We start from the raw sequence: 15,797 nt of genomic DNA on the forward strand, positions 1-15,797 counted from the left end.
GTGCCCCGGGAGCCGGTGACTTTGGTCCTCAAGATCAGGGACCTGTGGAGCTGTGTTTCCCGGTGCCCGGCCGTAGCCTGGACGGTGGCTCGAACCGAATCGGATGGTGTCGCATGATCAAGGTGTTTCTCGTCGACGACCACGAGGTCGTGCGCCGGGGAGTGGCCGACCTGCTGGAGGCCGACCCCGAGCTGACCGTGGTCGGCGAGGCGTCGACCGTGTCGCACGCGCTGGCACGCATCCCGGCGCTGCGTCCCGATGTGGCCGTGCTCGACGTGCGCCTGCCCGACGGCAACGGCATCGAACTGTGCCGCGACCTGCGCTCCCAGCTTCCCGAACTGCACTGCCTGATGCTCACGTCGTTCACCGACGAGCAGGCGATGCTGGACGCGATCCTCGCCGGGGCCAGTGGGTACGTCGTCAAGGACATCCAAGGACTGCAACTGGTGACCGCGGTCCGGGACGTGGCAACGGGCCGCTCGCTGCTGGACAACCGGGCCGCCGCCGTGCTGATGGCCAAACTGCGCGCCGACGCCGACAAATCCGGCCCGCTGGCCGGGCTGTCCGAACGGGAACGCCTCCTGCTCGATTTGATCGGCGAGGGCCTGACCAATCGGCAGATCGCCGAGCGGATGTTCCTGGCCGAGAAGACGGTCAAGAACTACGTGTCCCGCCTGCTGACCAAGCTCGGCATGGAACGCCGCACCCAGGCCGCCGTGTTCGCCGCCGGACTCCGGAAAGACTCTCCGCGCGCGGAGTAGGCCACTATCCGTCCTCGCCGGAACGGGCGATCAGCACCGGGCATTCGGCGTGGGTGATCAGTGCCTGGCTGGTGGAGCCCAGCAGCAGCCCGCGAAGCCCGCCGCGGCCACGGCTGCCGACCACGAGCAGGCTCGCCCGCCTGCTCTGTTCGAGGAGCTGGTGACGCGGTTTGTCCTCGACCAGCACCCGCCGCACGGCGACCTCGGGGTACTTCTCGCGCCAGCCCGCGAGGCGCTCGGCGAGCGCGCGCTCCTCGGTGTCCCGCAACGGTTCGAAGTCGAATTCGAACCGCGAATCGCTGAACAGCTGAGCGGTGTCCGCATCGCTCCAGGAGTGCACCGCCACCAGTTCGGTACCGCGCAGTGCCGCCTCCTCGAAGGCGAGCGCGGTCGCCGCTTCGCTCAGTGGGCTGCCGTCGATGCCGACGACCACCGGCGGGTCCGCACGATGCTCGCCGCGGACAACCGCGACCGGGCACCGGGCGTGCGCGGCGACCGCACCTGCCACCGAACCGACCAGCAGGCCGTAGAAGCCGCCCACCCCGGTGGCGCCCAGCACCAGCATCCGCGCGGACCGGGACTCCTCGAGCAGCCGGGGAACCGGCGCATCCAAAGCAGACTCAGACGCCACCGAAACCTTCGGATCCGCCAGCCAGGCGGCTTCGGTGGCGTGACGGAGCACATTCCTCGACCGGGCTTGTTCGGCGTCCAGCCAGTCCTTCGGCGGCATCGTCTCCCCGGGAAAGGCATCCGGAATGCCGTAGGCGTGGACCAGGCGCAGTGGCACTCGACGCCGGGCGGCCTCGGCGGTGGCCCAGCGGACGGCGCGCAACGCGGCCTGGGAGCCGTCGACTCCGATCACGATCGGCGCGGTCACGCCGTCTCCCCCGCCTGCTCGGCGTCGACCTGGCGGCAGTGCGCGCGGATCACCCCGGGCACCCCTTCGGCCAGGACGGCGGCGACCCGCCGGTCGACCTCGCTGTCGAAGGCGTCGGTGATCTCCGCCTCCCCGTCGCGCACCGACACGGTCCAGCGGCTCGGGCCGCCGAAGAACGCCAACCGGTGCCGGATGTCGCGGGCCAGGGCCTCGTCGTCCCGGGCGAGCGCCCGTACGAGATCGCGGCGGGTCACGATGCCCCGCACCTTCGAACCGTCGACGATCGGCATGCTCCGGATCGGCGTGTCCAGCATCGCCCGCACCACCTCGACGATGTCGGTTTCGGCGCCCATCGCGGTGGCCGGGGTGCTCATCACCTCGCCCACGGTCGCCGCCGGTCGCTCGTGTACCGGTTCCTCCGGCCGCCTTCCCAGGAATGTCTCGTCGCGCGGGAACCGGTCGCGCACCAGATCGGCCTCGGTCACGATGCCGATCAGCCGCTCGTCGTCGTCCACCACCGGCAGGGCGGTGAACCCGTGGTGCGCGAGCAGACTGGCGGCGTGTTTCACCGTGCGGTCCGCGGTCACCGTGATCACCGGTTTGCTCATCACGTCTCTTGCTCGCATCGAATCCTCCTCGGTGCTGGTCAGTTCGTCACTTCGGCCGGTCGCACCGCGAGTTCGGCCTGGCGGGCCAGTTCGAGGTCCTCGCGGGCGGTGAGCAGGAACAGCGGAACCGCGGCCCCGGCGGGGCTGATCTCCCGGTCGCCGGTCCCGGCCAGCCGTGCGGGGTCGGTCCACAGGCCGAGCATGCTCAGCCCCTCGGCGAGGCGGGCGATCAGCACCGGCTGGTGCTCGGCGACGCCGCCGGTGAAGACGACCGCGTCCAGCCGGTCCAGGCTCATCGCCTGCGCCCCGATCTCGCGGCGCAGGCGGTGCACATACACGTGGATCGCGAGCTCGGCGTCCCGGTTCCCGGCGGCGCAAGCGGCGAGGACCTCGCGGACGTCGCCGCTGGTGCCGGTCATTCCGGCGAGCCCGGACCGGTGGTACAGCGCATCGGTCAGCTCGTCGACATCAATCGCGCCGGTCTTGAGGACGTGCAGCAGCAGACCGGGATCCACCGAACCGGACCGGGTGGCCATCACCGCGCCCTCGACCGGAGTGAAACCCATCGAGGTGTCCACGCTCGCCCCGCACCGCACCGCGGTCACCGAGACCCCGGAGCCGACATGGCACACCAGCAGGCGAAGTTCGTCCGGCGCGCGGCCGAGCAGTTCGGCGGCGCGGCCCAGCGCGTACTGGCACGACAGGCCGTGGAAACCGTAGCGGCGCAATCGGTTCTGCCGGGTCCACGCGCGCGGCAACGCGTAGTGCGCGGCGGCCGCGGGCAGCCCGGCGTGGAACGCGGTGTCGAAACCCGCCACCACCGGGACGTCCGGCAGCAGCCGACGCACGCACCGGGCGAGTTCGAGCGAAACCGGCTGGTGCAGCGGCGCCAGCGGCACGAGCCGCTCCAGCCGCCGCAACTCCTGGTCATCCAGGAGTACCGGGCCGTCCCGCGATCCCCCGTGCACGAACCGGATCGCAACCGCATCCGGCACGCCCCACCGCTCCAGCACGTCCTGGAGCAACGCCTCGCGACCGCAGGTCGCGCCCCGCGTTTCGGCGGCAAGAGTTTCACCCGAGGAGACCAGTCCGACTTTGAAGCTGGCCGACCCTGGGTTCAGCGTGAGCACCCGCATGGCGTCCTCACCCGTTCCAGGTCCAGTGGCGGATCTCGGGCAGATCCTCGCCGTGCTCGCGGATGAAGCGACGGTGCCGTTCCCGCGCTTCGACCATCGCCTGGCGCACTTCGCCCGCGGTGACGGCTAGCCCGGGGGTTCGGTCGATCACGTCGATCACGAGCTGGAAGCGGTCCATGTCGTTGAGCACCAGCATGTCGAACGGGGTCGTGGTGGTGCCGTGCTCCTTGTAGCCGCGGACGTGCAGGTTGTGGTGGTTGGCCCGGCGGTAGGTCAGCCGGTGGATCAGCCACGGATAACCGTGGTAAGCGAACAGCACCGGTTTGTCCGTCGTGAACAGCGCGTCGAACTCGTGATCGCTCATCCCGTGCGGATGCTCGGTCTCCGGCTGCAGGCGCATCAGGTCGACCACGTTCACCACCCGCACGGCCAGGCGTGGCAGGTGCTCGCGCAACAGGGAAGCCGCGGCGAGCACCTCCACCGTCGGCGCGTCCCCGGCGCACGCCAGCACCACATCCGGCTCCCCGCCCGAGGCGCTGCCCGCCCACTCCCAGATGCTCGCCCCGCGGGCGCAGTGCAGCGCGGCCTGTTCGGCGTCGAGCCAGTTCGGGGTGTCGTTCTTGCCCGCGACGATCACGTTGACGTAGTCCCGGCTCGCCAGGCAGTGCCCGGCGACCGCGAGCAGCGTGTTCGCGTCCGGCGGGAGGTAGACCCGCACGACCTCGGCGCTCTTGTTCGCCACGTGGTCAATGAATCCCGGGTCCTGGTGGGAGAACCCGTTGTGATCCTGCCGCCACACGTGCGAAGTGAGCAGGTAGTTCAACGACGCCACCGGCCGCCGCCACGGAATCGCACGGTGCACCTTGAGCCATTTGACGTGCTGGTTGAGCATCGAGTCCACGATGTGCACGAACGCCTCGTAGCACGAGAACATCCCGTGCCGACCGGTGAGCAGGTATCCTTCCAGCCAGCCCTGGCACAGGTGCTCGGACAGCACCTCCAGCACCCGTCCGTGCCGGTCCAGGTGCTCGTCCACCGGCAGCATCTCGGCCTGCCACGCCTTGCCGGTGACGTCGTAGACCTCGCCCAACCGGTTCGACGCCGTCTCGTCCGGCCCAAACAACCGGAAGTTCCGCTGCGCAGCGTTGTGCTCGAACACCTCGCGCAGGTAGCGGCCGAGCACCCGGGTCGGCTCAGCGCTCGTCGCACCGGGTTCCGGGACCGCCACGGCGTGGCCGGTCACGGCGGGCAGGCGGAGCGGGCGCAGCAGGAGCCCGCCGTTGGCGTGCGGGTTCGCCCCCATCCGCCGTTCCGCTCGCGGGATCAACGCGGTGACCGCGGCCGTCGGACGCCCCTGGCCGTCGAACAACTCCTCGGGGCGGTAGGACCGCAGCCACGCCTCCAACGCGGCCAGATGCTCCGGGTTCTCCCGCACCGCGGGCAACGGGACCTGGTGCGCCCGCCAGGTTCCCTCCACCGGCACGCCATCCACAGTGGGTGGTCCGGTCCAGCCTTTCGGGCTGCGCAGCACGATCATCGGCCAATGTGGCCGGTCCCCTCCCGAGTTCCGCTGGATGCGGCGAATCTCGGTGACCACGTCGTCGAGCGCGGCGGCCATCGCCTGATGCATCTCGGCAGGCTCGCTGCCCACCACGTACCGCGGCGCGTAACCGTAGCCCCGCAGCAGATCATCCAGTTCCTCGTGCGGGATCCGGGACAGCACCGTAGGGTTGGCGATCTTGTAACCGTTGAGGTGCAGGATCGGCAGCACCGCACCGTCGCGTTCCGGATCGAGAAACTTGTTGGCATGCCAGCTGGCCGCCAGCGGGCCGGTCTCCGCCTCCCCGTCACCCACCACGCAGGCCACCAGCAGCCCGGGATTGTCGAACGCGGCGCCGTAGGCGTGCGCGAGCGAGTAGCCCAGCTCCCCACCCTCGTGGATCGAACCGGGAACCTCGGGGGCCACGTGGCTGGGGACCCCGCCGGGAAAGGAGAACTGGCGGAACAGCGTCTTCATGCCCGCCGCGTCCTGCGGCACTTCCGGCGCCACTTCGGGATAGCTGCCTTCCAGCCAGGTGTTGGCCAGCAGCGCGGGCCCACCGTGTCCCGGGCCGGTCACGAACAGCACGTTGAGGCCGTGCGCTCCGATCACGCGATTGAGGTGCGCGTAGAGGAAGTTCAGTCCGGGCGAGGTGCCCCAGTGTCCAAGCAGCCGGGGTTTGACGTGCTCGGGGCGCAGCGGTTCAGTCAGCAGTGGGTTGTCCAGCAGGTAGATCTGCCCGGCGGACAGGTAGTTCGCCGCTCGCCACAAAGCGTCCACTTGAGACAGTTCGGCCTCGTTCAGCGCGGCCCTGGCGACGATGGTGGCGGTCATTCGGCACGCTCCGGGTGCACGATCAGCACCGGGCAGGCCGCGTGCTGGATCAGCGCCTGGCCGGTCGAGCCGAGCAGCAGCCCGCGGAATCCCCCGCGGCCCCGGCTACCGGTGACCACCAACCGCGCCTTCTCCGACCACTGCAGCAGTTGGTGCCGCGGATTGTCGCGGACCACCACCCGCTCCACCGGAACTTCCGGATACTTCTCCTGCCAGCCCGCCAGCCGCTGCGCCAGCAACCGCTCCTCATCGGCGGCCAGGGTGTCCCAGTCGACGAACAAACGTGAGGTGCCGTACGCGCTCTCCCAGTCGAGGTCGCTCCACGCGTGCACCGCGGCCAGCGGCGCGCCCCGCCAGGACGCCTCCTCGAAGGCCACCGCGATCGCCCGCTCGCTGACCGAGCTGCCGTCCACCCCCACCACGACCGGACCGCTTCCCGCCTCATCTCCCCGGATCACCGCGACCGGGCAGCGCGCGTGGCTGGCCACCGCGATCGCCGTCGACCCGATCCGCATCCCGGCGAAGCCACCGCGCCCCGATGAACCGAGCACCACCATCCGCGCCGAGCGGGACAGCTCCAGCAGCAGCGGAATCGGCGGCTGCACCGGCATCGATGTGGTGACCGTCAGCTGGTCGGACACCGTACGCGCCGCCTCGGCCGCTTCGCGCAGGATGTCCTTCGATTCTTGCTCCAGCGCGTCGAAAACCTCCTGCGGTGCGGGCAGTCCCGCGCCGTAGTAGCTGCCGATCAACCCGAATGCGTGCACGATGTGCAGCGGCAGATTCCGGCTTGCCGCGAATTCGGCGGCCCACCGAAGTGCCCGCGTCGACGTTACCGATCCGTCCACAGCGGCGACAATCGCCTGGTTCATCAGCCTCTCCCGCTCCTTCGTAGGTGGTTTCCACGCTAGGAACGTGGCTTCCGGCGGCGCTGTTGGCATTCGTCGTCGACCAAAGGGACCTCCGGCCCTATTTGGCTCGATTCCCGCCCGCGCATGCCCGCGAGCACAGACCGACAGCCGAAGGAGAGATCATGCCGAGCGATGACGAGCCTCGAACGGGACTCGCGTCGGGCGGGGACCCGCTGGCGCGAGTCCCCCGTTCCGGACGTGCGAGTTCCCCGTTTCGGTACACCGAGTTCCCCGTTTCGGTAGGTGAGCAGGGCCACCGATGTTCGTCAACTGGCGTTGGACGGACGCGTCACGACCACCGGGCACGGGGCGTGGTACACGAGAGCCTGGCTGACCGAGCCCAGCACCATACCGGCGAAACCACCACGGCCGCGGCTGCCGACCACGATCAGTTGGGCGTCCGCGGCGAACTTGAGCAGGGTCCGCACCGCTCGGCCCTGGGCCACAATGCGTTGCACCTTCACGTCGGGATACTTCTCCTGCCATCCGGCCAGTTGCTCGGACAGTGCCCGGCGTTCGTCCTCTTCGAGCTCGGACGGGCTGATCGACAACGGGTAGAGCCGCCACGCGCCCTCCGCGACGGGGTCGGTCCACGCGTGCACCGCGACCAACGGCGCGCCGCGCACCGACGCTTCCTCGAATGCCATGGCCACCGCCGCCTCGCTGGCCGGTGAACCGTCGCACCCGACCAACACCGGGCCCGACACCGCCGCCTGGCCGCGGACCACCACGGTCGGGCACTTGCCGTGGGCGGCGAGCGCGACTGCGGTCGAACCGATCAGCATCCCGGTGAAACCGCCCAACCCACGAGAGCCGAGCACCATCAGCCGCGCTTTCACCGACTCACGCAGCAGAATCCGGATCGCGTCGCCTTCGGCCAACTCGGTTTCCACCCGGACCTCGGGCTGTGCCTCGGCGACCGCGTCAACCGCTGCCCGCAGCCACTGCTCGCCCTGGGCCTTCATTCCGGACCGCACTTCACTCTCCAGAACGACGAATTCGGGATATATCTGCCTCGGCACCACGAACGCGTGCACCAAACGCAGCCCGGCACGATGCCGTTCCGCCTCGGCCGCGGCCCACAGCGCGGCGTCCACCGCCGACGACGATCCGTCTATCCCGACCACGATCTGGTCCACCCGCTTGCCGATCACAGGAGTTCTCCTTCAGTTCCAGGTTTCCTGTGTTCAGGGTCGGAAATCATCCGCTGCCGGGACAACGGACGTAAGCCCTCGTCCTCGAGGCACTTCGACCCTCCCTTCACGTCGCTTACTCGGCGGAGCATCGGCACCACCACACGACTTCCTCGGAGGCACCCCCATGGACCGCGGACTTCCCGACGACTACACCGTGCGCGTCGCGCTCGCGCTGGCCGTGCGCGCGCCTTCGGTGCACAATTCCCAGCCCTGGCAGTGGCGGATCGGTGACCGCTCGCTGCACCTCTACGCCGACCCCGGACTCCGGCTGCGCGAAACCGACCCGGACGGGCACGACCTGCTGCTGTCCTGCGGCGCCACCCTGCACCACCTCCGTATCGCCTTCGCCGCCCTGGGCTGGCGCGCCGAGGTGCACCGGCTGCCCATCCCCGACGACCCCGACCACCTGGCGTCGGTGGAACTGCACCGCCACGATCCCACGCCGGAGGAAATCGCACTCGCGGCGGCGATTCCACGCCGCAGAACGGATCGCCGCCGATACAGCTCCTGGCCCGTACCGGGGAACCGGATCGCCGCCCTGACCGAACGGGCCGCCGCCGAAGGCACCGTGCTCAAGGCGGTCACCGGGCCGCAACCGCGCTACCACCTGACCCAAGCGATCACCGAAGCAGCCAGTGCCCACGCCACCAATCCCGCCTACCAGGTCGAACTCGCCGCGTGGAGCGGACGGCACGGCTCCCCTGACGGGGTACCCGCCGCGAACGCCCCAGCCGCCGATCCCCACGGCGCGGTGGCCATGCGCCAGTTCGCCGATCCCCGGCTCCGGCAACCGACCGGATCCCTGGACGAGACCGACGAATCGGTCCTGCTCGTGCTCGGCACCGCATCCGACGACCGGCTGTCCCGGCTGCGCGCGGGCGAGGCGACCAGCGCCGTCCTGCTCACCGCGACCGACCTCGGCCTCGCCAGCTGCCCGCTCACCGAACCCCTCGACCTTCGCGACACCCGGCACCAGGTCCGCGACCAGGTCCTCGACGGCGGAAGCTGCCCCCAGATGGTGTTCAGAATCGGCTGGGCCGCGGTGAACGCCGACCCGCTCCCCGCCACACCCCGGCGCCCGCTCGACGACGTCGTGTCCCACCTCGCGACGCAGTAACGCTTCCAGGCAGCCCGAAGGCAATGGAGATGGCACCCTGTGATCACTTCGATCCACCGATGGCTGTACCGGAATGGGCGGCCGAACCGCCCGGCTCGGCTGCTCAACCGGATCTGGGCCCGCCTTCATTCCGCCGGGATCCGGCCGAACCGGCTGGTGACGCTCGAAGTGCCCGGCCGCCGCACCAGGCGCACCACCGCGGTCCCCTTGGCCCTCGCCGAGCACGAGGGGGAACGCTATCTCGTGGCGATACTGGGCGCGGACACCCATTGGGTGCGCAACGTCCACGCGAACGGAAATCGGGGGGTACTGAGGCGTGGCCGCCGGGAAACCGTCCAACTCGAAGAAGTCGATCCTGGGGACAGTGCGCCGATTCTGCGTCACTACCTGACCTGCGCGCCGGGCGCCCGGCCCCACCTTCCGGTGGACCAGCGCGCCGCGCTCGAAGACTTCGAGCGGATCGCACCGCAATTCCCGGTCTTCCGACTCTCCACGGACATTCCGGTGACTGAGAAGAACCCTAGAGACGATTTCGAATCAGGTGAGGAGAGAACATGAAACCGGTGAGAAATGTCAAGCGAAGATCCAGGCTTTTCGCGATCGTCGCCGCAGCGGTATTGGCGGTGTTGTGGTCCGGTGGGGCGCCGACTTCCACCGCGGCCGAAGCCAGGCCCGGTTTTGTCGAGGTCAGGTACGACGGTGGGCTTTGGTACTACGAACACACGGATTTCGGATTCGTGGGGTACTGGCTGGGCGCCGGTTGGGACCGCACCTCCCTGGTCGCGCTCGTCGATCCCCGGGGCCTGCTCGCCGAGGTCAAGGACGGCGCTCTTCGCCTCTGGCACCTGAACCTGGCGAACCACGAACTCGCGTTCGTCGCGGACGTGATGCACGGCTGGGAGAACGCGCGGCTGATCACCGGGGCCGGGGACGTCAATGGCGATGCCGTCCCGGATTTCGTGGAGGTCAACACGGCGGGTGAACTGATGCTCTGGCTGGGGCGGGGCACCGGCTTCGTGAACGCCGGCGTCCGCAGCTGGGGATGGCAGAACGCCAGGCAGATCACCGGCTCCGGGCAGAACAGGTTCGTGGAGATCAAGACCAACGGCGAACTCTGGTCGTGGACGATCCCCCACCCGAACCCGACGGAACCCTGGTGGGCGCTGGGATACCAGACCATGGCGGGTTGGGGTAACGTCCGGCTGCTCGGCCCCGACGGGCTCGCGGATTCGTTCGTCTCGGTCCGCTTCGACACCGAACTGGTGCAGTGGACGACCGGTCAAGGGGTGTTCGCACCGATCTACCACGACTGGGGCTGGGACAACGCCCGATTGCTCGGCTGACGCCCTTTCACGACGATGGCGGGGCCGCGAGCCCAGCTCCGAGCCGCGGTCCCACCGTCGTTCCCGGCTGGGGCGCCAGCCGGACCACGGCTTCCGCGATCCCTTCGGCGATCACCTTGTGCCCGCCCGTAGCCGGGCCTGCTGCTCGGGCTCCAGCGGTGCGGGCAGCACGACGGTCAGTTCGACCCGCCCCACCCGCGGCGGGTCCGAGCGCATCGACCAGCGGCCCCGCACGGCCAGCCCGTCCGCCGGAAGTCCCGCCGAGCGGAGGTGGGCGACCCCGTAATGCGCGGCGCAGGCCGAGAGCGCCATCACCAGCAGTTCGACCGGCGTCGGGCCGATCTCGGTGCCGTCGTCCGAGGGCTGGTCGACGAGGACCAGATGATCCCGTGTCTCGACGCGGAACTTCTCGTCGGCGAGATGAGCGACCGTCACGGTTGCCATGGTTCTTCTCCGTTCAGTGCCGGGTCCAGTCGCGTTCCACGCGGGCCCATTCGCGTTCCCACCGCGCGTACTGCGCCCGGTTCGCCGTGCCGCGGGCGATCCCGTAGGTGATGGCGCAGCCGAAGAGCACCCCCAGCCAGACGAGGAAGCCGAAGCTGACCCCGTTGACCGCGGCCTTGGTGGGGGTGCTCGGCGCGTCCACCGGATTTCCGGCCTCGTCCAGCCAGATCGTCAACCCGGTTCCCGCCACCATGCCCGACTCGGCGGGCACGTCACCGATCCGCGCCGACCCGTCCCGCACGGTCCACCGGGCCCGCGTCGGCGCGGTCTTCTTGTCGGCGGAGCCGTGCGCACCCGGGCCGGCGGGCGGAGCGTCGGCGAGCAGGGTCGCCTGCGTCTGGTGCCTGGTGGCCACTTCGTAGTCGGCCACTCGCCGCCCGTCGGCGTAGGTCGCCGATCCCAGCGCCAATGCGAAGGGGACCGCGGCCAGCGCGAGCAGCGTCAGCAGGATCAGCAGTCCCCCGAGAAGCCGATCGCTCCGGCGCGCCAACGGGTTCCGGCAGGGAACACAGCGCCGCCAGAGCCTGGCGACCGCCGAGTGGGACCTGGACATGACCGCTGACCTCCTCGCGAACGGGCGATACCGACGCTTTGAGCATCGTCCGGGGAACCGGAACGGCGAAGGGGACATGGTCACCGAACGAGATGTCCCTGATCGTGGGCGTTCGTCCCCGGCACCGGGGTACTTCGGCCCTACGGCACCGCCCGTGCCCGGGCCAGCATCGACCGCACGGACCCCGTGGACGAGGAGCAGTGATGACGGTACGGCTGGGAATCAACGGTTTCGGCAGAATCGGCCGCGACCTTCTGCGATGCGCGCTCGAACGCCCTGACGGGCCCGTCGACGTGGTCGCGGTCAACGACGTCACCACCCCGGAAACCCTGGCCCACCTCCTGCAGTACGACTCCACCTATGGCGGGCTCGGCGTTCCGGTCACCGCGCACGAGCACGCGATCGACGTTGGCGGCAAACACATCCGCGTCACCAGCGCCGCCGAACCCCGCCAGCTCGACTGGTCGGCATCGGACGTCGATGTGGTGATCGAGTCCACCGGGCGCTTCCGCACCCGGGAAGCCGCCGCCGAGCACCTGGACGCGGGCGCGCGCAAGGTCGTGATCTCAGCGCCGGGCAAGGGAGTCGACGCGACGATCGTGCTCGGCGTCAACGAGGACGACTACGACCCCCGTGCCCACCACGTCATCTCCAACGCCTCCTGCACCACCAACTGCGTCGCGCCGATGGTCAAGGTGCTGCACCAGGCTTTCGGTGTCCGACGTGGACTGATGACCACGATCCACAGCTACACCAACGACCAAGCGTTGCTGGACGGACCGCACAAGGACCTGCGGCGGGCCCGCTCGGCGGCGGTGAACCTGATCCCCACCAGCACCGGCGCGGCACGCGCGATCGGCGAGGTCATACCCGAACTCGCCGGAAAGCTCGACGGGGTCGCCGTGCGCGTCCCGGTCGAAGACGGATCGCTGACCGACCTGGCGGTCGAACTCGATATGCCGGTGACCGCGGGCCAGGTGAACCACGCCTTCGCCGAAGCGGCCGCGGGAAGCCTCAAGGGGATCCTGCGCTACACCGAGGCCCCGATCGTCTCCCGCGACATCGTCGGCGATCCCGCCTCCTGCGTGTTCGACGCGAGCCTGACCAAGACCGAAGACCATCTGGTCAAGGTCTTCGGCTGGTACGACAACGAATGGGGATACGCCCACCGCACCCTCGACCTGGTCGAACTCATCGCCCGGCACCTTTAGGAAGGAGCGGTCACGATGACCACGCTGAGCATCATCAAAGCCGACACCGGCGGTTTCGTCGGGCATTCCGCGGTCCACCCCGACATGCTCGCGGCCGCCCAGGACGCGCTGCGGACCGCGATCGGCGACGGGCTGCTGATCGACGGGCACGCCGCCAGTTGCGGGGACGACGTTTCCCTGATCATGACCCACGAACACGGACCGGACAACGAAGACGTGCACCGGTTCGCGTGGGACCTTTTCCTGGCCACCACCGAGATCGCCAAACGGCTCGGCCTCTACGGCGCCGGGCAGGATCTGCTCTCCGACGCGTTCAGCGGAAACCTGCGCGGAATGGGTCCCGGCTACGCCGAACTCGAATTCACCGAACGGCCCAGCGAACCGGTGATCTGCTTCCTCGCCGACAAGACCGAGCCCGGCGCGTGGAACCTGCCGCTGTACAAGATGTTCGCCGACCCGTTCAACACCGCCGGACTGGTGATCGACGCCAAGATGCACGCCGGATTCCGGTTCGAGGTCTACGACCTGTACCAGGAGAAGCGCATCACCTTCGACTGCCCCGAACAGCTCTACGACCTGCTCATGTACGTCGGCGCCCCCGCCCGCTACGTCGTGCACGCCGTGGCGTCCAAGACGCTGGACGAGCAGGCCGCGGCGACCTCGACCCAGCGACTCTCGCTGATCGCGGGCAAGTACGTGGGCAAGGACGATCCGGTGATGATCGTGCGCTGCCAGTCCGGCCTGCCCGCCGTCGGCGAGGTCCTCGAACCGTTCGCCTTCCCGTACTCCGTGGCCGGGTGCATGCGCGGCTCGCACCACGCGCCGCTCCTGCCGGTGTCGCTGGGCCAGGCACATCCGGCGCGGTTCGACGGCCCGCCGCGAGCGGTCGCGCTCGGCTTCCAGATCAAGGACGGCAAGCTGATCGGCCCGCGCGACCTGTTCGACGACCCGTCGTTCGACCGCGCCCGCGACCAGGCCAACGTGGTCATGGACTACCTGCGGCGGCACGGGCCGTTCGAACCCCACCGGTGGCCGCTGGAAGACCTCGAATACACCACCATGCGCACCCTCGAGGAACGCCTGGCCGACCGGTGGCAGCCGATGCCGGACCTCCCGGTTCCGGCCCCCACGTAGGAACCGGAGGGCAGCGATGTTCCGGAATACCGTCCCGCTCGGGCGATTCGGTGGCATCCCGGTGGGGGCGCACTGGTCGGTAGTGGTCGTGGTCGTGTTGATCGCCCAGGTGCTCGCGGTGACGGTACTGCCCGGCACGGTGCCGGACACGAGCCGGGTCTGGCACTGGTTCACCGCGACCGTCACCGCACTCTGCTTCGTCGCCTCGCTGCTCGCCCACGAACTCGCCCACGCCGTCACCGCCCGCCGCCACGGCGTCCGGGTCAAGCGGATCACCTTGTGGATGCTCGGCGGCGCCGCCGAACTCGAGGATGAACCGGCCACGCCGAAAGCGGACTTCGCCATCGCCGTGGCCGGGCCGGCGGCCAGCGCGCTCATCGGCGGCGCCTGCTGGGGCCTGGCCGTACTGCTCGGCGGCTTGCTACCCGCGGTCGCCAGCGCCGGGCTGGTGTGGCTCGGCTTCACCAACGGCCTGCTCGCGGCGTTCAACCTGCTCCCCGGCGCGCCCCTGGACGGCGGCCGCATCCTGCGCGCCGCGCTGTGGAAGCGCACCGGCGACCGGGCGCGCGCCGCCGCCACGGCCACCCGGACCGGGCAGGCACTCGGCGGCGGGCTGATCGCCTTCGGCCTCGCCCAAGCGCTGCTGCTCGGCCAGCTCTCCGGCCTCTGGACCGCTGTCGTCGGCTGGTTCCTGATCGCCGCCGCCCAACTCGAACTCGCCGGGAACACCCTGCGGGAACGGCTCGGCGACGTCCCGGTCCGATCGGTGATGGCCCTCGACCCGGTCATCGCGCCGGGCTGGATGACCGTCCAGGCCTTCCTCGACCGGATCGCCGTCTTCGCCCGCCACCGGGTGTTCCCGGTCCTCGCGTTCGAGGGCGCACCCCTCGGCGTGGTCAGCCTGGAAGACCTCACCCGAATGTCCATTCAGGACCGGATGACCACCCGAGTCGCCGAAGTCTGCCGCAGGGTTCCCGAAATCGTCACGGCCCGCAGCGACGACCGGCTCGTGGATGTCGTCACCAAGTCCGCACCGCGCGCGGGGAAGGACCTCATCCTCGTCGTCGACGACGACACGCTCGTCGGCGTGATCGCCGCCGGAGACGTCGCCCGGGTGCTGGAACTCGCCGCCCTCGGCTGCCACGTGCCCGATCCGGCGAACTAACGTCACGAAGGCGAAGTGCCCGGATCAGCATCTCCCGCACGATCTCCGCGCGCGGTTCTGTCCACAATAGACTTACTGTCTCAGGACGCGTCAGCGGCGGCGATCATCGCCCGCGAAGGCGCATACTTGGAAGTACGATGAACACGGTCACCGCCCCCGCACCCGCATTCCCTCCTCAAGTTTCGTTGCGCCAGCGCGTTCCGGCCGCTCTGGCCGCGGTCCTGGTGCTGGCCGCGGCGACCACGCTGGCCAACCGCGTGCTGCCCGGCTGGGCGTACCCGGTGTGTGGTGTGGTCACCGTCGCCGCGCTGATCACGCTCGCCCGGCTGTCCGGGCTACGCTGGAGCGCCCTCGGGCTGGCCCGGCGGCACCTGCGCCGGTCCACGGTCGTCGGGCTGATCGGACTCGGCCTGGTCGGGCTCGGTTTCGGCATCGCGCTAGCCGTGCCGTCGCTGCGCGTCCTGTTCCAGGACGGGCGCATCGGCAGCCCCGGCTTCGGGCAGCTGCTCTGGCTGGCGGCGATCCGCATCCCGCTCGGCACCGTGCTGGTCGAAGAGGTCGCCTTCCGAGGTGTGCTCCCCGCGCTGCTCGGCGCCGGGGAGCGCTGGCGCTGGGCTCCGGTGCTGGGCGCCGCGGGCCTGTTCGGGCTGTGGCATCTGCTGCCCTCGCTCGCGCTGGTGCGGAACGCGGCCGTGCACGCCACGTTCGGCGGCCTGCCGCTCGCGGTCGTCTCGGTCCTCGCGATGGTCGCCGCCGCCGGTGCCGGGGTGTTCCTGCACTGGTGGCGGCACACCGGGCGCGGGCTGCTCACTCCGATGCTCGTCCATCTGGCGACCAACTCGGGCGGCCTCGTCATCGCCTGGTGGGCCCTCGCCCTGCGTTGACTTCTTCCTCCGCGCCCGGCCGA

The 15,797-nt window shown here is 69.9% G+C and carries 16 protein-coding genes; 8 read left to right on the forward strand and 8 right to left on the reverse strand.

What is annotated here, in order from left to right; translation table 11 throughout:
* Nucleotides 1-113 precede the first annotated feature (113 nt).
* Nucleotides 114-761: a response regulator gene (locus tag FXO23_RS26410; protein WP_158888128.1), complete on the forward strand. Its 648-nt coding sequence runs from the start codon at nucleotides 114-116 to the stop codon at nucleotides 759-761.
* Between the two features lie 4 nt (nucleotides 762-765).
* Here FXO23_RS26410 and FXO23_RS26415 read toward each other — a convergent pair whose 3' ends face one another.
* From FXO23_RS26415 to FXO23_RS26440, 6 genes are all read right to left on the reverse strand, one after another.
* Nucleotides 766-1,638, reverse strand: coding sequence for a universal stress protein (locus tag FXO23_RS26415; protein ID WP_246257833.1), 873 nt, complete (start codon nucleotides 1,636-1,638; stop codon nucleotides 766-768).
* Nucleotides 1,635-2,264, reverse strand: a complete 630-nt coding sequence (locus FXO23_RS26420; RefSeq protein ID WP_158888129.1) for a CBS domain-containing protein — start codon at nucleotides 2,262-2,264, stop codon at nucleotides 1,635-1,637. Before FXO23_RS26420 ends, FXO23_RS26415 begins: the two co-directional genes overlap by 4 nt.
* A gap of 20 nt (nucleotides 2,265-2,284) precedes the next feature.
* Nucleotides 2,285-3,382 carry an acetate/propionate family kinase gene (locus FXO23_RS26425; protein WP_158888130.1) on the reverse strand — a complete coding sequence of 366 codons (1,098 nt, stop codon included), beginning with the start codon at nucleotides 3,380-3,382 and terminating at the stop codon, nucleotides 2,285-2,287.
* A gap of 7 nt (nucleotides 3,383-3,389) precedes the next feature.
* Nucleotides 3,390-5,756 carry a phosphoketolase family protein gene (locus tag FXO23_RS26430; protein WP_158888131.1) on the reverse strand — a complete coding sequence of 789 codons (2,367 nt, stop codon included), beginning with the start codon at nucleotides 5,754-5,756 and terminating at the stop codon, nucleotides 3,390-3,392.
* Nucleotides 5,753-6,628, reverse strand: a complete 876-nt coding sequence (locus tag FXO23_RS26435) for a universal stress protein (RefSeq protein ID WP_158888132.1) — start codon at nucleotides 6,626-6,628, stop codon at nucleotides 5,753-5,755. Before FXO23_RS26435 ends, FXO23_RS26430 begins: the two co-directional genes overlap by 4 nt.
* A 305-nt stretch (nucleotides 6,629-6,933) precedes the next feature.
* Nucleotides 6,934-7,821 carry a universal stress protein gene (locus tag FXO23_RS26440; RefSeq protein ID WP_246257834.1) on the reverse strand — a complete coding sequence of 296 codons (888 nt, stop codon included), beginning with the start codon at nucleotides 7,819-7,821 and terminating at the stop codon, nucleotides 6,934-6,936.
* A gap of 166 nt (nucleotides 7,822-7,987) precedes the next feature.
* On the opposite strand from FXO23_RS26440, the gene FXO23_RS26445 reads away from it, so the two are divergent.
* The 3 genes from FXO23_RS26445 (at nucleotide 7,988) to FXO23_RS26455 (ending at nucleotide 10,323) form a co-directional block, all read left to right on the forward strand.
* Entirely contained in the window at nucleotides 7,988-8,980 is a 993-nt protein-coding gene (locus FXO23_RS26445) for an Acg family FMN-binding oxidoreductase (protein ID WP_158888133.1), read from the forward strand.
* Nucleotides 8,981-9,136: 156 nt separating this feature from the next.
* Complete coding sequence (locus FXO23_RS26450) at nucleotides 9,137-9,538, forward strand: nitroreductase/quinone reductase family protein (protein WP_246257836.1); 402 nt, start codon at nucleotides 9,137-9,139, stop codon at nucleotides 9,536-9,538.
* Nucleotides 9,535-10,323 carry a hypothetical protein gene (locus FXO23_RS26455; protein WP_158888134.1) on the forward strand — a complete coding sequence of 263 codons (789 nt, stop codon included), beginning with the start codon at nucleotides 9,535-9,537 and terminating at the stop codon, nucleotides 10,321-10,323. Before FXO23_RS26450 ends, FXO23_RS26455 begins: the two co-directional genes overlap by 4 nt.
* A gap of 111 nt (nucleotides 10,324-10,434) precedes the next feature.
* On the opposite strand, the gene FXO23_RS26460 is transcribed toward FXO23_RS26455, so the two are convergent.
* Nucleotides 10,435-10,767, reverse strand: a complete 333-nt coding sequence (locus FXO23_RS26460; protein ID WP_158888135.1) for an OsmC family protein — start codon at nucleotides 10,765-10,767, stop codon at nucleotides 10,435-10,437.
* 13 nt (nucleotides 10,768-10,780) lie between these two features.
* Entirely contained in the window at nucleotides 10,781-11,380 is a 600-nt protein-coding gene (locus tag FXO23_RS26465; RefSeq protein ID WP_158888136.1) for an Rv1733c family protein, read from the reverse strand.
* Nucleotides 11,381-11,583: 203 nt separating this feature from the next.
* Here FXO23_RS26465 and gap point away from each other — a divergent pair, with 203 nt between their 5' ends.
* The 4 genes from gap (at nucleotide 11,584) to FXO23_RS26485 (ending at nucleotide 15,774) form a co-directional block, all read left to right on the forward strand.
* Nucleotides 11,584-12,591, forward strand: a complete 1,008-nt coding sequence (gene gap, locus FXO23_RS26470) for a type I glyceraldehyde-3-phosphate dehydrogenase (RefSeq protein ID WP_158888137.1) — start codon at nucleotides 11,584-11,586, stop codon at nucleotides 12,589-12,591.
* Between the two features lie 15 nt (nucleotides 12,592-12,606).
* Nucleotides 12,607-13,725, forward strand: a complete 1,119-nt coding sequence (gene fbp, locus FXO23_RS26475) for a fructose-1,6-bisphosphate aldolase/phosphatase (RefSeq protein ID WP_158888138.1) — start codon at nucleotides 12,607-12,609, stop codon at nucleotides 13,723-13,725.
* 16 nt (nucleotides 13,726-13,741) lie between these two features.
* Nucleotides 13,742-14,890, forward strand: a complete 1,149-nt coding sequence (locus tag FXO23_RS26480) for a site-2 protease family protein (RefSeq protein WP_158888139.1) — start codon at nucleotides 13,742-13,744, stop codon at nucleotides 14,888-14,890.
* A 137-nt stretch (nucleotides 14,891-15,027) separates the two neighbouring features.
* The gene (locus tag FXO23_RS26485) at nucleotides 15,028-15,774 is read left to right on the forward strand and encodes a CPBP family intramembrane glutamic endopeptidase (RefSeq protein ID WP_158888140.1); all 747 of its coding nucleotides are present in this window, start codon (nucleotides 15,028-15,030) and stop codon (nucleotides 15,772-15,774) included.
* Nucleotides 15,775-15,797 lie beyond the last annotated feature (23 nt).

The sequence above is a fragment of the Amycolatopsis anabasis genome (genome assembly GCF_009765355.1).
Classification (GTDB): Bacteria; Actinomycetota; Actinomycetes; order Mycobacteriales; family Pseudonocardiaceae; genus Amycolatopsis; species Amycolatopsis anabasis.